Below are 16,807 nucleotides of genomic sequence, written 5' to 3'. Positions count from 1 at the left end.
CCTTCCGGGGGCCGTGCGGGCTCCGGGGGCTGGCGGGCGGCGGGAGGGTCACAGCTGCCCCCAGCGGCGGATCGCGGGGGCCACGCGCTGGACGGCCCGGGGACGCGCCGGCGAGGAACGCGGCGATGCCCCCTGGAGCGCGGTGCGCTCGGTGCGCGCGGAGCGGGGCAGCCGGGCACCGACGTCGGCCCGGTCCGGCTCCGGTTCGACGGCCTCCTCCATGACATCGAAGTCATTCTATTGACTACACTTGACCGTTCCAGTCAACTGGAGGTCCGATAGGTTGTCAACGACGACCTTTCAAGACCAAGCCAGGACAATGCTTCTGAGTTATGTTCAGTGACTCCGAAGTCGAGGATGAGTCAGACGGAGGAACCGCATGAGCGGTCTGCTGGACGGAAAGCAGCTGGTCGTCACCGGTGTGATCACCGAAAGCTCGATCGCCTACGCGGTGGCACGGCTCGCCCAGGAAGAGGGCGCCAAGATCGTCCTTACGGCCTACGGACGGCCGAGCCTGGTGGCCCGCCTCGCCCGGCGACTGCCGGAGGAGCCCCCCGTCGTGGAACTGGACGTCACGGACGAAGAGCAGCTCGCCACGCTCGCCGACCGGGTCGGCGAGCATCTGGACGGCCTCGACGGCGTACTGCACTCCGTGGCCAACGCCCCCGCCAACTGCCTGGACGGCGGCTTCCTGACCGCACCGTGGCGCGATGTGTCCGCCGCCCTGCACACCTCGACATACTCCCTGGTGGCGCTGACCATGGCCTGCCGCCCGCTGCTCCGCCCCGGATCCTCCGTCGTCGGCGTCGACTTCGACGCCTCCCGCGCCTGGCCCGGCTATGACTGGATGGGCGTCGCCAAGGCGGGACTTGAGGCCTGCTCCCGCTATCTTGCGCGCGACCTCGGCGGCCAGGGCATACGGGCCAACCTCGTCGCGGCCGGCCCCCTGCGCACCCTGGCCGCGCGCGGTATCGGCGGCGACGGCCCGTCCTTCGAGAAGAGCTGGGCGGCCCGCGCCCCCCTCGGCTGGGACCCGCAGGACGCCGAACCGGTCGCCCGCACATGTGTGGCGCTGCTGTCGGACTGGCTGCCCGCCACCACCGGCGAGATCGTGCACGCGGACGGCGGCCACCACATGATCGGCGACTGAGCCGCGATGACCGGGAGAGCGCCGGCGCCCACCACGCTGCGCTGCGGCCCGTACGCCATCGAGCGGCAGCGGATCGCCGCGTTCACCGCCGCGCTCGGCGACCTGCACCCCGCGTACACGGACCCGGCCGCCGCCCGCGCCCTCGGCCACCCGGACGTCATCGCCCCGCCCACCTACCTGGCCACCCTCGCCACCGAAGCCGAAGATCAACTTCTTCGTGTCCAGCCGGACTTCACCACCGCAGAGGGCACCGTGCACCGCGCACAGACGCTGTGCCACGCCCGCCCCGCACACGCCGGCGACACCCTGTACGCCACCGTCCGCCTCGCCGCGGCCACCACCCTTGCCGGCCGCCCTCTGTTCACGCTCGACTGCGAGTTCCGGGACGCGGACGGCGCCCGGGTGGCCACCACCACGTCCTCGCTGCTGTGCCCGGCCACCGCGCCGCCGGCCCGGCTGCCCGCTCGACCACACGGGATCGGAGCATCCATGACCGACACCATCGCCCCTCCGGTCGCCGCCGCCCGGCTCGTCGACGGCACCGCGCCCCCGCTCGGCGGCAGCGGCCGCCTCGACGGCCCGACACTCGGCCGCCGGATACGGACCACCGCACACGCCTTGCAACAGCTCGGCCTCCACGCAGGGGACCGGGTCCTGGTACAGGGTGACAACAGCGTCGACTACGTCGTCACACTGCTGGCCCTGATGCAGCTGGACACCTCACTCATCCCCCTCGACCACCGGCTCTCCGCCGCCGATGCCGCCGCGGCCGGCCACCAGGCCCACGCCCGCTGGCTGGTCACCGCCGCCGACCGGGCCACCGGTTTCCCCGGCATCCCCGACCGGCACGTCATCCACTACCCCCGGCCGGCCGCCGACGCCGCACCGCCACCGCCCGCCGACGTCGACCTGGCCCCCTGGTTCCGCCGCCCCGACGCCCTCGTCCTGTGGTCCTCGGGCACCACCGGGCGTCCGAAGGGGATCATCAAGCCCGGCCGGGCCGTGCTGGACAACTCGCTGCGCACCATCCAGGCCATGGGCTACCGCGAGGACGATGTGCTCGCGCCCCTGCTGCCCTTCTCGCACCAGTACGGGCTCTCCGTCATCCTGCTGTGGTGGCTGGCCCGTTGCACCCTGCTGGTCACTCCGTACCAGCGGCTCGACGCGGCCGCCGGCCAGGCCGCGGCCCATGGCGCCACCGCCGTGGACGCCGCCCCGTCCACCTATCACTCGCTCCTCGGCGTGGTGCGCCGCCGTCCGGAGGTGCGTGCCGGGCTCGCGGGCGTACGCCTGTGGGGCGTGGGCGGTGCACCGCTGCCCGCCCCGCTGGCCGAGTCCTTCCACACGACAATGGGCCGCCCACTCCTGGACGGCTACGGTCTGACGGAACTCGGCAATGTCGCACTGGCCACCCCCGACGCACCGCACGGCTGCGGGCGTCCGCTGCCCGGCGTACGGCTGCGCGTCATACGCCCCGACGGCACCGCGGCCGGCCCCGGTGAGCTCGGCGGCATCGAGGTGCGCTCCCCCGGGCTGATGGCCGGCTACCTCCAGGAGGACGGCTCGCTCACGCCGGTCGACCCGGACGCCTGGTATCCGACGGCCGACCTGGGCAGCATCGACGCCGAGGGCACCGTGCGGGTGGTGGGCCGCAATCAGGCCGTGCACCGGCTGGGCTTCACGCTCTACCCCGAGAGCCTGGAGCGCCGCGCCGAGGCCTGTGGCCGGCCGGTGAAGGTACTGGCGGTCGAGGACCAACGCCGTGGCAGTGCACTGCACTTCGTGGTCGCGGACCCCGAGGGCGCGGCCCCGCTCACCTGGCGCCGACGGCTCGCCGAGCACCTGGCGGAGTTTGAACAGCCCAACGCGGTCCATGTCGTCGACCACTTCCCGCTCACTGCCAACGGAAAGCCCGACATGCGTGCGCTGCGTGCGGAACTCGGGCTGGAGCTGGGAGGGGGTCCGGGGACCGGTGCCCCGTTCGGGGCCGGGCGGTAGAACTCCGGGTGTATCGGGGGTGGTTCAGGTCTGTGGATGGTGCGGCATCTCCGGGTGCTTCACGTCTGCGGATGTTTCACGTGGAACATGGCACCTTGTACGTCGTCCTCAACGTGCCTTCGCTACTCCGTGCTCGGCCTGCGCTTCTTCGCCGGCCTGTGCTTCGTCGTCGGCCTGCGCTCGGTCGTCGGCCTGCGCTTCTTCACCGGCCTGCGCTTCGTCATCTGTGGACCGGATCTCCCGGACTCCGGTGGATCTGATCCGCGTGCGTCCGGTGGATCGCGTCGCGTCGGCACGCTTCCGGTGGATCACCTGTGCGTGCTTCGTGCGGAGCGTCTCTGATGTTTCGTGCGGAGCATCTCTGCATGCTCCCGGTGGAATGCGTTGCGTCCGGCCTCGCGGGCGCGGAGCGGTCACCCGCCGTTTCGCCCTCTCTCCCGTCCGATGCCGGCTGGAACACAGCTGCCATCCGGTTCAGACGGCGGGAGCGGTCTGCGCATGACACCGGGCCGCCGGAATGGCCGCGGAGCCTGCGTCCGCCATGGCGCCGGTGTCCGCCGCGGTCCCGTCCGGCACAGTCCCGTCCGGCACGGTCCCGTCCTGGGCGGCGAGTTCGTCGGCCGCCAGCGGTTCGGTGCGGGAGCGAATGCGGCTGCGCAGGCCGGGCGAGGTGCCATGTGCCTCGGCGCTGATGCGCTGCTTGATCGTCGGCGGCAGCTCGGGCCGGGCGGACATCCGCCGGGCGGAGCCGGCTTGGCCGTACAGCGGTACGGCGCGCGGCGCGGGCACGGCCGGCGTACCCGTACCCGTACCCGTCCCTGGTCCGCGGTCCGGCGCGGCGCAACGCACCGTCTCCGGGGCCTCGGCGCCCGGGGCGTCGGTGCCCGCGTTCCCGTTGCCCAGGGTGCGCTCGTACAGTGCGGCGTCCCGGCGCGCGGCCGACGCCGCCGCGGAAACACCCAGTGATGCAAGCAGCTTGCCCAGCATCGCAAGGCACACCGCCCAGAACTTCATGACCTTGGTCGCAGCCATGGTCCCTCACTTTCGGTCGGGATCTCTCCCCGAGAGATCCGTTGCGTCCACTTCCGTTGTGCTTCCTCAGTTGCTTCGCTTCAGTTGCGCCGCTTTCGGTGCACCGCTCGGATGGCGTCGCTTCTGTTGCGTTTTCTTATGATGAGTACGCAATGGGAGGATTCATGGACCGACGCCCCCGGATCGGCGTTCTTCCGATGAACACCACCCGTACGCAGTAGCCACAGCCGTCAGGCACCGGGGCGCAGGAGGCCGTAGGCCCCGGTCAACCGATCGGTTGATGCGAAACGGCGGCCGACACGTGAAACACCTGCAACCGGCCGCAACCCGCCGCAATCGACTGTGGCTGTTTCACGTGAAACAGCCACAACCAGGCGCGCTCAACGGCCAGTTGATGTGCCCCTGGGCAATCGACTGTCCCGCTCAAGCCGGCGCCAGCTCCCCCGTGCGCGCCATCTCCGCCATCATGCGGACGGCCTCCGGCTCGGGGGTACCGGGCGGGATGATCAGCAGATCCCAGCGGCCATGGCCGGGGGAGACCAGACAGACGGTGTCCGGGCCGGGGCGGCCGGTGGTTCTGCGGAGGCGGACGACATGGCCCTCGACGAGGATCCGGGCGGGGAGGGCGCCCCACGCCGCGCCGTTCACGGTGGCGTGGCTGATCCGGGGCCAGTCGAAGGGCAATGCGGCCAGCAGCTCGGGGAGTTCGGCCAGCAGGTCGACCGTGTGGGGCCACCAGACTCCGTCTATGCACCGCACCGTATCCGTGTGCGGTGCGATGGCCAGGCGGGCGACGGGGGGCGGCGCGTGATGCCGGGAAGGGGCTGGGTGGGGAGGGTCCCCGGCGGTGGTCATGCGGCGCTCCCGAGGCGGCGGGCCGCCACCCGTGCAGGGTCGGGCCAGCGCACATCCCAGACCCAGCCGAGGCGTTCGAAGAGCCGGATGACGGCGGCGGACACATCGAGCTGACCGCGGTCGACGCCGTGCCGGGCGCAGGTCGGGTCGGCGTGGTGCAGGTTGTGCCAGCTCTCGCCGAACGACAGCACCGCCAGCGGCCACAGGTTGGTCGCCCGGTCGTGGCGCCGGGTGCGGAATGGCCGCTCACCGATGACATGGCAGAGCGAATTGACGCTCCAGGTGACATGGTGCAGCAGCGCGATCCGGATGAACCCCGCCCACAGCAAGGCGGTCAGCGCGGTGACCCAGGAGCCGCCGAGCGCCCAGCCCAGCGCGAACGGCAGGCCGAGCGTGAGCAGACACAGCACGGGGAATGCCCGGTCCACCGCGCGGATCCCGGGATCGGCAAGCAGATCGGGCGCAAAGCGGCGGTGCGAGGTGGGGTCGTTGCCGAACAGCCAGCCGATGTGCGAGTACATCAGTCCGCGCAGCTGACCGCGCAGGCTGGTGCCATAGCGATAGGGGGAGTGCGGATCGCCGGGGCGGTCGGTGTAGGCGTGGTGGCGACGATGGGTGGCGACCCAGTCGATGACATCGCCCTGGAAGCTGAGCGAGCCCGCGAGGGCGAGCGCGACGCGCAGTGCGGGGGTGGCGGTGTAGCTGCCGTGGGTGAGGCCGCGGTGGAAGCCGATGGTGACGCCGAGGCCACTGATGACATAGAAGACGGCCAGCAGGACGAGGTCGGTGAGGTGGACGACGCTGCCCCAGAGGAGGGGGATCGCGATGGCCAGGCCGACGAAAGGGGCGACGACGATGATGGCGGTCACCGTGACATACATCCGGCGGCCACTGCTCGGCGGGGGCTCGGGGCTGTCGGGGAAAGGCGAGGTGCCGTCGTAGTCCGGTGCCGGCGGAACGCCTCGGGCAGCGGACGTCACGGGTCGTCACCCGCCTTGCCCGGGGGCGGCGGTGGGGCGGCCACCGGCGGTTCGGGGTGGGCATCGTCGTGCGACTGCTTGCGCCTCCGCTGCCGCATCGACTGCTTCCAGTCCGCGTACCGGTGGGTGGCCATCCGTCCGGCTCCCTGGGCATTGACCCGGGCGATGAAGAGCGCCCCCAGCGCGACCAGCGCCAGCAGCACGACCACGGTCCACAGCGTCTGCATGGTGCTTCACCTCACCGAATACCTCGGTATCCCTCGGCATCCCTCGGTGTTCCGGTGTTTCCAAGGTACCCCGGGAGGCCCTGCTCATCCCGTTATGTTCCGTTATGAGCGAGGGGAGGCAAGGGCGGGGCCGAGAGCAGGAAAGAGGGCAAACTCTACAAAACTGTAGAGTTTGCCCCTCTTTCCTGCTGCCTCCTGCCCCGCCCCGCCGCAGCTTCCCGTCAGACGTTGACGCCGAAGTCTGCCGCGATGCCCGCCAGCCCGGATGCGTAGCCCTGGCCCACCGCGCGGAATTTCCACTCCGCACCGTGCCGGTACAGCTCGCCGAAGACCATCGCGGTCTCGGTCGAGGCGTCCTCGCTCAGGTCGTAGCGGGCCAGCTCCGCCCCGTCCGCCTGGTTGACGACGCGGATGAAGGCGTTGCGGACCTGGCCGAAGCTCTGCCCCCGGCTCTCCGCCTCATGGATGGAGACCGGGAAGACGATCTTTGCGATCTCGGCCGGCACTCCGGACAGCGTGACGTCGATGGACTCGTCGTCCCCCTCGCCCTCGCCGGTCAGGTTGTCGCCGGTGTGCTTCACCGAGCCGTCGGGGCTGGTGAGGTTGTTGTAGAAGACGAAGTGGGCGTCCGAGACGACCTTGCCCGACTCGGCGCACAGCAGCGCGCTCGCATCCAGGTCGTAGTCCGCGCCCGTCGTCGTCCGTACGTCCCAGCCGAGGCCGACCGTGACCGCGGTCAGTCCGGGTGCTTCCTTCGACAGCGAGACGTTGCCGCCCTTGGCCAGCGAGACTCCCATGGCTTCCCTCCAGGTGTTGCCTGCGTTTCCGGATGAGGCTAAAAATCTACAGGAGTGTAGAAATATGATGCGGGGATCTGCGGCATCCGGCTCCGGCCGAGCGGACCACCGGCCGGATCCGGCCACTCAGTAAGATGCCCCGACGTCCCGGCCGGCGGGACACCCGGCACGACGGGAGGCGACGGTATGGGCGGGACACCCTTCGGGAACTTCGGCGGCTCCGGACGGGAGCGCGCCCGCAGGCGGGGTCAGGGCCAGCTGGAGGCCCAGGTGCTGGCCGCGCTGCACCACTCCCCGGGCCCGGTCACCGCCGCCTGGGTGCAGCAACGGCTCGGCGGCGACCTCGCGTACACGACCGTGATGACGATCCTGTCCCGGCTGCACACCAAGCAGGCCGTCACCCGCGAGCGGTCCGGCCGTGCCTACGTCTGGACACCGGCCGCCGACGAGGCCGGGCTCGCCGCGCTGCGGATGCGCCGCGTCCTGGACGGCGAACCGGACCGGGACGCCGTGCTGACCAGCTTTGTCTCCGCGCTCTCCGCGCACGACGAGCAACTGCTGCGCACCCTCCTCGACCGCGCCGGGACCGACGGCCCCGGCACAACCGACGGCCCCGGCACAACCAACGGCCCCGGCACCGCCGGCGACCGCACCACCGCCGGCACCCCGGCCACCGCCCCGGAGCCCCACGCGGCCCCGGCCCCCGGCCGGCACCACCCCTCGGACAAAGCACACGGAGACTGACCGGTGGGCGTCTTCGTGTTCCTGCCGCTCGTCCTGCCGCTCACCGCACTGCCGATCGCCCGGCTCGCGGAGCAGCACCTCCATCCACGGGCCACCACCCGCCTGCTGACCCTGCTCGCCGCGGTCCTCGGCCTGTGCAGCACGCTCTGCCTGGGCCTGCTGGTGGTCGTCGGCACCGCCCAACTGCCCGGCAATCCGCTGCCCGACGGCTGGTCGGACCCGGAGGTACGGGCCGCGGTCCCGTTCGCCGAGGTCGCCGGCGTCGCCGCGATCCCGTTGCTGGCCGCCGCGCTCATCGTGTGCGGCGCCGCGCTGCGCCGGCACCGCCGCATCCGGGCCCGTGTCCACCGTGCGCTGGACGTGCTGCCGGCCGGCGCCGACCCCGCGGTGCTGCCGGACGACGATCCCTACGCCTACGCCGTGCCCGGCACCCCGGCCCGCCCCGGGCGCCCCGCCAGGCCCGGCCGGATCGTGGTCTCCCGCGGCATGCTGCGCAGCCTGGACCGCGACGAGCGGCGCGCGCTGTTCGCCCATGAGCGCGCGCATCTGCACTGCCGCCACCACCGCTACCTGCTCGCCGTACGCCTGGCCGGCTGCGTCAACCCGCTGCTGCTACCGCTGCGTTCCGCGGTCGCCTTCGCCACCGAGCGCTGGGCGGACGAGGAGGCGGCGCAGGTGGTCGGCGACCGGCGGCTGACCGCCCGTGCGGTGGGCAAGGCGGCGCTGCTCGCACGGCCCGTGCCGGAACCGGAGCTGTCGCACTTCGCGGCGCCCGAACCGGGGCCGGTGCCACGCCGGGTGGCGGCGCTGCTCGGGCCCGTGCCGCCGGCCGGTCACTGGCCGCCGGCGCTGACCCCGGCAGGCCTGGCGGCCCTGGTCGCCGCGGCGGGCACGGCCGCCTCCGCACTCTCCGCGCTCAACGCAGCGGTAGCGCTGTTCGTTGTTCTGAAGGCGGCAACGCCGCTCTAGGGGCACACTGACCCTTGACCCTCACCGGGCACACACGGCACACCGCACTGTGAGCCGCCCCATAGCCACCACCTTCTACAAGTCTGTAGAACTTCCCGCTAGAGTGGCGCGCACAGCGCAACACGCGCGGCCGGAGGGGGAGATGGCGACGAGGTGCGGACTCCTGTCCTGGGACTGCCCGCCTCCAGAGGCGGAGGTGCGATGGGTCTATCAGCCGGTGGAGGTCCAATACCCGGACGGCAGGTGGAAGTTGGGCCGGATCAACGCCTGGTGGACGGACGGTGCGGGCGAACTGTGGTGCCGGCTGCGCACCCTGCCCGGTGGCACGTGCCCGCAGTGGCTGCGCTACGACCCCGAGTCCATCCTGCTTCTGCCCAGCGCCGGCATCTGACCCGCCGCGTCCTGCCGGTGCCGCCGGCACGGCCGGCACGGCCGCCTGCCGCTGCCGCATCCTCCCCCGTAGAGCACCGCTCGCATCACCAGTCTCAGAAGGACCAGAAGGGCCATCGGCGTGCATGACAGGCAGACGCACCAGCAGACGGCCCGACGGGGCACCGACGACGCGCCCGGATCGTCCCGTACCGGCGGCGCCTCCCGCGCGTCCGGCACCCGGTCACGCCGCAAACCGTCCGGCGGCTCCCGCAGGTCCGGTGACGGCTCCCGTCAGGCGGGCGGTACGGGCAAGCTGCGGATGACCCGCCGTGGCCGCATCCTGGCCTGGACCGGCGGCACGCTCGGCGTGCTGCTGCTGGGCACGGCCGGCGTCGGGGCGTGGGTCTATCAGCACCTGGACAGCAATATCCACGGTGCGGACATCGGCGTGGACGGCGCCCGGCCGGTCAACCTCAGCCCCGGCTCCAAGAACATCCTGGTCGTCGGCTCCGACAGCCGCGCCGGCGCCAACGCCAAGTACGGCAAGGGCCTGACGACCATGCAGTCGGACACCCTGATGGTGGTGCACATCGCCGCCAACCGTAAGTGGGCCACCGCGCTGTCCTTCCCACGGGACTCCTGGGTGCAGATCCCCGCCTGCACCCGCGGCAACGGCTCACAGTCGTCCCCTCATCACTTCAAGATCAACGAGGCGTTCTCGATCGGCGGTGACACCGGCAACATCGCCAAGGCCGCGGCCTGCACCATCAAGACCGTCGAGAAGAACACCGGGCTGCGCATCGACCACTTCACCTCGGTCGACTTCCAGGGCTTCAAGGGCATGGTCAACGCGCTGGGCGGCATAGAGGTCTGCCCCAAGCACGCGATCCACGACAAGAAGTCCCACCTGGACATGGCCGCGGGCTGCCAGAACATCCAGGACGAGAAGGCGCTCGGCTACGTCCGCACCCGCTACAGCGTCGGCGACGGCTCCGACCTCGGCCGCATCGGCCGCCAGCAGGAGTTCATGAAGGCGCTGGCCGCCAAGGCACAGTCCAAGCTCACCAGCCCCGGCGAGCTCTACGACTTCCTCGACTCGGCCACCAAGTCCCTCACCACGGACAAGGACCTGGCGGGCCTCAAGCCGCTCTACGACCTGGCCGCGACCGTCAAGGACATCCCCGCCGACCGCCTCACCTTCCTCACCGTCCCCAACTACTACCGCGAGTCCGACGTCCCCACGGACAAGGCCAATGTGGTCTGGCAGTACCCGCAGGCCGGCCAGCTCTTCAGCGATCTCGCGCACGACCGTGAAACCGGCGCCGCCGGAAAGGCGAAACTCGCCGAGGCCGCGAAGCACCCGATGACCGCGCACTCCGTGCAGGTCCGTGTCCTCAACGGCACCGGCACCCCCGGCCGGGCCGCCTCCGCCGCCGAACAGCTGCGCAAGCTCGGCTTCACGGTCGTCGGCACCGGCAACGCCCCGGCGACGGACAAGACCACCGTCTCCTACCCGGCCGCGCTCAAGGCACAGAGCGAGGTACTCGCCGCCCGCCTCCCGGGCACCAAGGCCACGGAATCGGCCGGGGCGGCACCGGGCGCGGTGACGCTGACGATCGGGCCGGATTTCTCGGCGGACACGCCCTGAGCAGCAATGCCGGCGGGACCCGAGAGGCGTCGCTCCCATGGCTCCCGCCGGCATTTCCACGGCCCTCGTCCCCCACCGCCGGCGCGTCAGCGGAACGGGCCGCTAAGGCGTGCGGCCCGGGTGCCGGGAACGGTGTCGCATCACTGCTTCGGTGTTTCCGCAGCGTGCGGTGCAATACCGCCGTCTCCCGTTCCTGGACGTGTCCACATACGCCCGGGAGCAGGCGGCGCGCATGCATCGGCCGAGCCGTGCTCCCCCCTCCCAGCACAGCACGAAGGCAAGGCCACCGGCGGTGACCGCCTTGACCCGGGAGAGCACGTCCGCCGAGTCGGGTACGAAGTGGAGATGCGGCTGAAGGCCGTCATGGGTCGTCACCCATGGCCGGATCGTCGCCGCCACGAGCAGGTCGTTCACCGCTGCGCACTGCTCGGCGGAGTCCTGGGAGGAAAACACCCGGGCCAGTTGCTCCCGCCAGCATCGGAAGCCTTCCACATCGGCATCGGTGATCTCCGGGCGACGAATGCCGTGCGCCTTGAGAAGGTGGTGCAGGCTGGTCGCGCTCGTCTCCGGCAGATTGATCAAATCGGCCGACAGGACGGCCCCGAGACGCCCGTAATGACTTTGCTTCACATGACCTTCCCGGGTCTCACGGAACCCCACGGTCCGCAGTCTGGCGCTTTCCCCCCGGACTCACCTGGATCAGCTCGCAGTCGGAGCGGGCGACAAGCCATCCACGGGTGTGGCACCACAGGTACCGCACCATTCCCCCGGACGTGGCGTGTTCCGACACCGGCCGGCAAGAACCGGAGGAGAGGCCACATGCGGGACACCACCACGATGCACACTGCAGATCTGGGATTCGCGCCATGTCCGCCAGGGTGCGGTCATGGGTCACATACATTCAACCATTACTTCTGCGGCGTGCACCGGGTACCGCCGACGGGTATCGCCGACAGGTACCGCAGACCGCCGGCACGCTGACCGGTACGGCCGCCCGCCTCCAAGACCCCCCGCCGGCAGGACCCGGTGCGCCGAGGTCCCTCAGGCGCGCAGTCGTTCCACCGGCCGGGCCGTGTGCACCTCGATGTCGTGTGCGGCCCGCTGCAGCAGCTGATGGCTGAGGTCCGACATCGCCCGCGCCACCGCCAGCTCGTCCCCGATGGCCGGGACGTTCTCGTCGGCGGGGTTGCAGCGGGCCGCTCCCTGGCCCACCATCTGCCCGCCGTCCTTGCCCCGGAGCCTGGCCTCGGCCCGGACCTCGCTGTCGGTCTCGGTGATGCTGATCTCGGCGTTCCATGTCTTCGTGCCAGTCACCGGAAGCCTCCTCGTCCGCCCCATAAGCGGCACCTGAACCGCCCCCACAAAAATCCTCGCACCGGCATCCGCCGGCCGCACCTGGGGCCCACCGCACCTGGGTCCGGGGGTTTTCCCCATGGTGGGGCCGCGCCCGCCGCCCTAGCCTCGTCCGAGCGGGGAACGGCGCGGGGGCGCCCCCCGGCTCACCAACTGCCGAGCTGTACGGGGGAATTCATGCACCAGCGCGTCCGCTTTACCGGGGCCGTCGCACTGGCCGTCATCGGGGCATGCGGCATCAGCGCCTGCGGGCTGCTGCCGGGGAAGACCTTCAAGGACGATGCGGTGGTGACGAAGAAGATCACGGCCATCCGGCTGGAGGGCACCTCGGGCGGCCTCACGGTGCACGGCGGCAAGGGCGGCGGCGCGGTCTCGGTCCACCGCTCGGTGACGTACCACGGCAGCCGCCCGGAGGGGGCCACGCACCGGGTCGAGGACGGTGTGCTGGTGCTCACCGACTGTGGCGAGAAGTGCTCGGTGGACTACACGGTCGAGGTGCCGGCGGGCATCCCGGTGAGCGGCGAGACCTCGTCCGGGTCGGTGGCTCTGACCCGGGTGGGCCCGGTGAAGGTGACCACCAGCTCCGGGGACATCGACCTGGACGGCGTGGCCGGCACGGTCGACGCCCGGACCTCCGACGGCCGGATCACCGGACACGGCCTGTCGGGCCGGAGCGTCGCGGCGCAGACCTCCAACGGCGCGATCGATCTCACCCCGGCCCGCGCCCAGAACATCCGGGCGACGACGTCCAACGGCTCCATCACCCTGCAACTCCCGAAGGGCCCGTACCGGGTCTCCGCGGACACCGGCAACGGCGCCAAGCACATCGCCGTCCCCCAGGACCCGGCGGCACGCTTCCAGCTGGACCTGACCACCAGCAACGGGGACATCACCGCGAAACCCGCCTGATGCCGGGGCGTCGGGCGGGTTTCGGCAGGGCTGCGTGGGCGGCGCCCGCACGGGGCAGGGCGGAACGGCCTCAGCCGGGCGGTCTCAGCTCCCGGCCGGGCCCGGGAGCTGAGGCCGGGAGCTGAGGCCGGGCCGGCGGCGGCGCCGCCGCGTCAGTCCTCCCCCTCCAGCTCCCCTTCGGTCTCCAGGAACGCCTGCCGCAGCGCCGCCAGCGTCTCGGCGTCCGGCTTCTCCCACATGCCGCGGGATTCGGCCTCCAGGAGACGTTCGGCGATGCCGTGCAGGGCCCAGGGGTTGGCCTCCTGGAGGAAGTCGCGGTTCTCCGGGTCGAGCACGTAGGTCTGGGCGAGCTTGTCGTACATCCAGTCGGCGATCACGCCCGTGGTGGCGTCGTAGCCGAACAAGTAGTCCACGGTCGCGGCGAGTTCGAAGGCGCCCTTGTAGCCGTGGCGGCGCATCGCCTCGATCCAGCGGGGGTTGACCACCCGGGCACGGAAGACCCGGGAGGTCTCCTCGACGAGGGTGCGGGTGCGGACCGTCTCCGGGCGGGTCGAGTCGCCGATGTACGCCTCGGGTGCGTTGCCCCGGAGCGCCTTGACGGTGGCGACCATGCCGCCGTGGTACTGGAAGTAGTCGTCGGAGTCCGCGATGTCGTGCTCGCGGGTGTCGGTGTTCTTGGCGGCGACCGCGATGCGCCGGTAGGCGGTCTCCATCTCGTCCCGGGCCGGCCGGCCTTCGAGACCGCGGCCGTAGGCGTAGCCGCCCCAGACGGTGTAGACCTCGGCGAGGTCGGCATCGGTGCGCCAGTCGCGGGAGTCGATCAGCTGGAGCAGGCCCGCGCCGTACGTCCCCGGGCGGGAGCCGAAGATGCGGGTGGTGGCGCGGCGCTCGTCGCCGTGCTCGGCCAGGTCGGCCTGGGCGTGGGCACGGACGAAGTTGGACTCCGCGGGCTCGTCCAGCCCGGCGACCAGCCGTACGGCGTCGTCGAGCAGGCCGATGACGTGCGGGAAGGCGTCACGGAAGAAGCCGGAGATGCGCAGGGTCACATCGATACGGGGGCGGCCCAGCTCGGCGAGGGCGATCGGCTCCAGGCCGTTGACCCGGCGCGAGGCGTCATCCCATACGGGGCGGACACCCAGCAGGGCGAGGGCCTCGGCCACGTCGTCGCCGCTGGTGCGCATCGCGCTGGTGCCCCACAGGGACAGACCGACCGACTGCGGCCAGTCGCCGTTGTCGCCGCGGTAGCGCTCCAGGAGGGAGTCGGCGAGGGCCTGGCCGGTCTCCCAGGCGAGACGGGAGGGGACGGCCTTGGGGTCCACGGAGTAGAAGTTCCGGCCGGTCGGCAGGACGTTGACCAGGCCGCGCAGCGGGGAACCGGAGGGGCCGGCCGGGACGAAGCCGCCGTTCAGGGCGTGCACCGCGTGGTCGATCTCGTCGGTGGTGGCGGCCAGGCGCGGGACGACCTGGCGGGCGGCGAAGTCGAGGATGTCGGCGACCGCGGACGGGTGCCCCTCGGCGGCACCGGACACCGCCGCCGGGTCCCAGTCCGCGTCCTCCATCGCCTGGACCAGCGCGCGGGCGGTGGCCTCGGCCTCGTCGGCGGTCGTCCGGGTCGCGGCGGACTCGTCGAGGCCGAGCGCCTCGCGCAGTCCGGGCAGGGCGGACGTACCGCCCCAGATCTGGCGGGCGCGGAGGATGGACAGGACGAGGTTGACCCGGGCCGCACCGGCCGGGGCGCCGCCCAGGACGTGCAGTCCGTCGCGGATCTGGGCGTCCTTGACCTCGCACAGCCAGCCGTCGACGTGCAGCAGGAAGTCGTCGAAGCCCTCGTCGTCGGGGCGTTCGTCCATCCCCAGGTCGTGGTCGAGCTTGGCGGCCTGGATCAGCGTCCAGATCTGGGCGCGGATCGCGGGCAGCTTGGCCGGGTCCATGGCGGAGATGGCCGCGTACTCGTCAAGCAGCTGCTCCAGGCGCGCGATGTCGCCGTAGGACTCGGCGCGAGCCATCGGCGGGACGAGGTGGTCGACGAGGGTGGCGTGCACCCGGCGCTTGGCCTGGGTGCCCTCGCCGGGGTCGTTGACCAGGAAGGGGTAGACGAGCGGGAGGTCGCCGAGGGCGGCGTCCGGGCCGCAGGCCGCGGACAGGCCGGCGTTCTTGCCGGGCAGCCACTCCAGGTTGCCGTGCTTGCCGAGGTGGATCATGGCGTCGGCGCCGAAGCCGCCGTCGTCGGCCGGGGCCGCGATCCAGCGGTACGCCGCCAAGTAGTGGTGCGAGGGCGGCAGATCGGGGTCGTGGTAGATCGCGATCGGGTTCTCGCCGAAGCCGCGCGGCGGCTGGATGAGGATGAGCAGATTGCCGCGGCGCAGGGCGGCCAGCACGATGTCGCCCTCGGGGTTGCGGCTGCGGTCGACGAACATCTCGCCGGGCGGCGGCCCCCAGTGCTCCTCGACACCGTCGCGCAGCTCCTGCGGGAGGGTGGCGTACCAGCGCTTGTAGTCGGCGGCCGGGATACGGACCGGGTTGCGGGCGAGCTGCTCCTCGGTGAGCCACTCCTGGTCGTGGCCGCCGGCCTCGATGAGGGCGTAGATCAGCTCGTCGCCGTCGCCGGAGACGAGGCCGGGGACCTCTTCCGTACCGAAGTCGTAGCCGTCGGCCTGCAGGCGGCGCAGCAGGGCCACGGCGCTGGCCGGGGTGTCCAGGCCGACCGCGTTGCCGATCCGGGAGTGCTTGGTCGGGTACGCGGACAGCACCAGCGCCAGCTTCTTCCCGGCGGCCGGGATGTGGCGCAGCCGGGCGTGCCGGACGGCGATCCCGGCGACCCGGGCAGCCCGCTCGGGGTCGGCGACGTACACCGGAAGGCCGTCCTCGTCGACCTCCTTGAAGGAGAACGGAACGGTGATCAGCCGGCCGTCGAACTCGGGGACGGCGATCTGCGAGGCGGCGTCCAGCGGCGACAGGCCCTCGTCGTTCTCCTCCCAGGCGCTGCGCGGCCCGGTCAGGCACAGCGCCTGCAGGATCGGCACATCGAGGGCGGCCAGCGCGCCCGCGTCCCAGGACTCGTCGTCGCCGCCCGCGGAGGCCTCGGCGGGCTTGGTGCCGCCCGCGGCCAGGACCGTGGTGACCAGCGCGTCAGCGGCCCGCAGCTCCTCGATCAGCTCCGGCTCGGGGGCGCGGAGGGAGGCGACGAACAGGGGCCGGGCGCGGCCGCCCTGCGCCTCGATCTGCTCGCACAGGGTCCGTACGAAGCCGGTGTTGCCGCTCATGTGGTGGGCGCGGTAGTAGAGCACGGCGATCAGCGGGCCGGTCGCGTTGCGGCCTTCCCACTCCAGCGGGCCCCAGGACGGGGCGGGCGCCGGCGGCTCGAAGCCGTGGCCGGTCAGCAGCACGGTGTCACAGAGGAAGCGGGCGAGCTGGCCGAGGTTGGCGGGCCCGCCGTGCGCGAGGTAGGCGTGTGCCTCGGCCGCGATGCCGACCGGGACCGTGGACTGCTCCATGAGCTGGGCGTCGGGGGCCTGTTCACCGGTGAGCACCACGACCGGCCGGTGCTGGTCCTCGGCGAGCAGCACCTCCAGCCCGTCCTCCCAGGCGCGGATGCCGCCGAGGAGGCGTACGACGACGAGGTCGCAGCCCTCCAGCAGCGCGGGCAGCTCGGCGGCGTCGAGCCGGGCGGGGTTGGCGAGCCGGTACGGCACGGGACCCGTGGCCGCGCGGGCGCTGAGCAGGTCGGTGTCGGAGGTCGACAGCAGCAGAAGCATGCGAGCGCAGGCCTTCCT

17 protein-coding genes are annotated in these 16,807 nt (G+C 71.9%); 8 read left to right on the top strand and 9 right to left on the bottom strand.

The window, feature by feature from the left end:
• Window positions 1-48: 48 nt before the first annotated feature.
• Window positions 49-222, bottom strand: a complete 174-nt coding sequence (locus tag ACWGJY_RS28165) for a hypothetical protein (RefSeq protein ID WP_453263663.1) — start codon at window positions 220-222, stop codon at window positions 49-51.
• A gap of 157 nt (window positions 223-379) precedes the next feature.
• Between ACWGJY_RS28165 and fabI the strand changes: the two genes are divergently transcribed.
• From fabI to ACWGJY_RS28150, 3 genes are all read left to right on the top strand, one after another.
• The gene (fabI, locus tag ACWGJY_RS28160; protein WP_453263662.1) at window positions 380-1,150 is read left to right on the top strand and encodes an enoyl-ACP reductase FabI; all 771 of its coding nucleotides are present in this window, start codon (window positions 380-382) and stop codon (window positions 1,148-1,150) included.
• Window positions 1,151-1,156: 6 nt separating this feature from the next.
• On the top strand, window positions 1,157-3,148 hold the full coding sequence (locus ACWGJY_RS28155) for an AMP-binding protein (protein WP_453263661.1): 1,992 nt from the start codon (window positions 1,157-1,159) through the stop codon (window positions 3,146-3,148).
• A 129-nt stretch (window positions 3,149-3,277) separates the two neighbouring features.
• On the top strand, window positions 3,278-3,490 hold the full coding sequence (locus ACWGJY_RS28150; RefSeq protein WP_453263660.1) for a hypothetical protein: 213 nt from the start codon (window positions 3,278-3,280) through the stop codon (window positions 3,488-3,490).
• 132 nt (window positions 3,491-3,622) lie between these two features.
• On the opposite strand, the gene ACWGJY_RS28145 is transcribed toward ACWGJY_RS28150, so the two are convergent.
• The 5 genes from ACWGJY_RS28145 to ACWGJY_RS28125 form a co-directional block, all read right to left on the bottom strand.
• Window positions 3,623-4,180, bottom strand: a complete 558-nt coding sequence (locus ACWGJY_RS28145) for a DUF6344 domain-containing protein (RefSeq protein WP_453263659.1) — start codon at window positions 4,178-4,180, stop codon at window positions 3,623-3,625.
• A 423-nt stretch (window positions 4,181-4,603) separates the two neighbouring features.
• On the bottom strand, window positions 4,604-5,035 hold the full coding sequence (locus ACWGJY_RS28140) for a DUF5994 family protein (RefSeq protein ID WP_453263658.1): 432 nt from the start codon (window positions 5,033-5,035) through the stop codon (window positions 4,604-4,606).
• The gene (locus ACWGJY_RS28135) at window positions 5,032-6,015 is read right to left on the bottom strand and encodes an acyl-CoA desaturase (protein ID WP_453263657.1); all 984 of its coding nucleotides are present in this window, start codon (window positions 6,013-6,015) and stop codon (window positions 5,032-5,034) included. The genes ACWGJY_RS28140 and ACWGJY_RS28135 overlap by 4 nt, the downstream gene beginning before the upstream one ends.
• A complete protein-coding gene (locus ACWGJY_RS28130) occupies window positions 6,012-6,242 on the bottom strand; it encodes a hypothetical protein (RefSeq protein WP_453263656.1) in 231 nt (76 codons plus the stop codon). Before ACWGJY_RS28130 ends, ACWGJY_RS28135 begins: the two co-directional genes overlap by 4 nt.
• A gap of 221 nt (window positions 6,243-6,463) precedes the next feature.
• Entirely contained in the window at window positions 6,464-7,039 is a 576-nt protein-coding gene (locus ACWGJY_RS28125; protein WP_453263655.1) for a TerD family protein, read from the bottom strand.
• Window positions 7,040-7,225: 186 nt separating this feature from the next.
• On the opposite strand from ACWGJY_RS28125, the gene ACWGJY_RS28120 reads away from it, so the two are divergent.
• The 4 genes from ACWGJY_RS28120 to ACWGJY_RS28105 all read left to right on the top strand — a co-directional run bounded on the left by ACWGJY_RS28120 (window position 7,226) and on the right by ACWGJY_RS28105 (window position 10,772).
• Window positions 7,226-7,783 carry a BlaI/MecI/CopY family transcriptional regulator gene (locus tag ACWGJY_RS28120; RefSeq protein WP_453263654.1) on the top strand — a complete coding sequence of 186 codons (558 nt, stop codon included), beginning with the start codon at window positions 7,226-7,228 and terminating at the stop codon, window positions 7,781-7,783.
• A gap of 3 nt (window positions 7,784-7,786) precedes the next feature.
• Window positions 7,787-8,752, top strand: coding sequence for a M56 family metallopeptidase (locus ACWGJY_RS28115; protein ID WP_453263653.1), 966 nt, complete (start codon window positions 7,787-7,789; stop codon window positions 8,750-8,752).
• A gap of 142 nt (window positions 8,753-8,894) precedes the next feature.
• Window positions 8,895-9,143 (top strand): hypothetical protein, encoded by a 249-nt coding sequence (locus tag ACWGJY_RS28110; RefSeq protein ID WP_453263652.1) that lies wholly within the window; start codon window positions 8,895-8,897, stop codon window positions 9,141-9,143.
• A gap of 300 nt (window positions 9,144-9,443) precedes the next feature.
• Window positions 9,444-10,772, top strand: coding sequence for an LCP family protein (locus tag ACWGJY_RS28105; protein WP_453263665.1), 1,329 nt, complete (start codon window positions 9,444-9,446; stop codon window positions 10,770-10,772).
• A 102-nt stretch (window positions 10,773-10,874) separates the two neighbouring features.
• Here the strand turns inward: ACWGJY_RS28105 and ACWGJY_RS28100 are convergent, their stop codons facing one another.
• A complete protein-coding gene (locus tag ACWGJY_RS28100) occupies window positions 10,875-11,402 on the bottom strand; it encodes a CGNR zinc finger domain-containing protein (protein ID WP_453263651.1) in 528 nt (175 codons plus the stop codon).
• Window positions 11,403-11,813: 411 nt separating this feature from the next.
• Window positions 11,814-12,086, bottom strand: a complete 273-nt coding sequence (locus ACWGJY_RS28095) for a DUF1876 domain-containing protein (protein WP_453263650.1) — start codon at window positions 12,084-12,086, stop codon at window positions 11,814-11,816.
• Between the two features lie 216 nt (window positions 12,087-12,302).
• On the opposite strand from ACWGJY_RS28095, the gene ACWGJY_RS28090 reads away from it, so the two are divergent.
• Window positions 12,303-13,034, top strand: coding sequence for a DUF4097 family beta strand repeat-containing protein (locus ACWGJY_RS28090; RefSeq protein ID WP_453263649.1), 732 nt, complete (start codon window positions 12,303-12,305; stop codon window positions 13,032-13,034).
• A 152-nt stretch (window positions 13,035-13,186) separates the two neighbouring features.
• Here the strand turns inward: ACWGJY_RS28090 and cobN are convergent, their stop codons facing one another.
• On the bottom strand, window positions 13,187-16,789 hold the full coding sequence (gene cobN / locus ACWGJY_RS28085; protein ID WP_453263648.1) for a cobaltochelatase subunit CobN: 3,603 nt from the start codon (window positions 16,787-16,789) through the stop codon (window positions 13,187-13,189).
• Between the last annotated feature and the right edge of the window lie 18 nt (window positions 16,790-16,807).

It is taken from the genome of Streptomyces sp. NPDC054765 (assembly GCF_053612065.1).
This window is presented reverse-complemented; position numbering and strand designations above follow the sequence as displayed.

Coding starts and splice junctions, on each gene's coding strand:
- ACWGJY_RS28165 (WP_453263663.1), bottom strand. CDS start 222: ATGGAGGAGGCCGTCGAACCGGAGCCGGACCGGGCCGACGTCGGTGCC.
- fabI (WP_453263662.1), top strand. CDS start 380: ATGAGCGGTCTGCTGGACGGAAAGCAGCTGGTCGTCACCGGTGTGATC.
- ACWGJY_RS28155 (WP_453263661.1), top strand. CDS start 1,157: ATGACCGGGAGAGCGCCGGCGCCCACCACGCTGCGCTGCGGCCCGTAC.
- ACWGJY_RS28145 (WP_453263659.1), bottom strand. CDS start 4,180: ATGGCTGCGACCAAGGTCATGAAGTTCTGGGCGGTGTGCCTTGCGATG.
- ACWGJY_RS28140 (WP_453263658.1), bottom strand. CDS start 5,035: ATGACCACCGCCGGGGACCCTCCCCACCCAGCCCCTTCCCGGCATCAC.
- ACWGJY_RS28130 (WP_453263656.1), bottom strand. CDS start 6,242: ATGCAGACGCTGTGGACCGTGGTCGTGCTGCTGGCGCTGGTCGCGCTG.
- ACWGJY_RS28125 (WP_453263655.1), bottom strand. CDS start 7,039: ATGGGAGTCTCGCTGGCCAAGGGCGGCAACGTCTCGCTGTCGAAGGAA.
- ACWGJY_RS28120 (WP_453263654.1), top strand. CDS start 7,226: ATGGGCGGGACACCCTTCGGGAACTTCGGCGGCTCCGGACGGGAGCGC.
- ACWGJY_RS28110 (WP_453263652.1), top strand. CDS start 8,895: ATGGCGACGAGGTGCGGACTCCTGTCCTGGGACTGCCCGCCTCCAGAG.
- ACWGJY_RS28105 (WP_453263665.1), top strand. CDS start 9,444: ATGACCCGCCGTGGCCGCATCCTGGCCTGGACCGGCGGCACGCTCGGC.
- ACWGJY_RS28090 (WP_453263649.1), top strand. CDS start 12,303: ATGCACCAGCGCGTCCGCTTTACCGGGGCCGTCGCACTGGCCGTCATC.
- cobN (WP_453263648.1), bottom strand. CDS start 16,789: ATGCTTCTGCTGCTGTCGACCTCCGACACCGACCTGCTCAGCGCCCGC.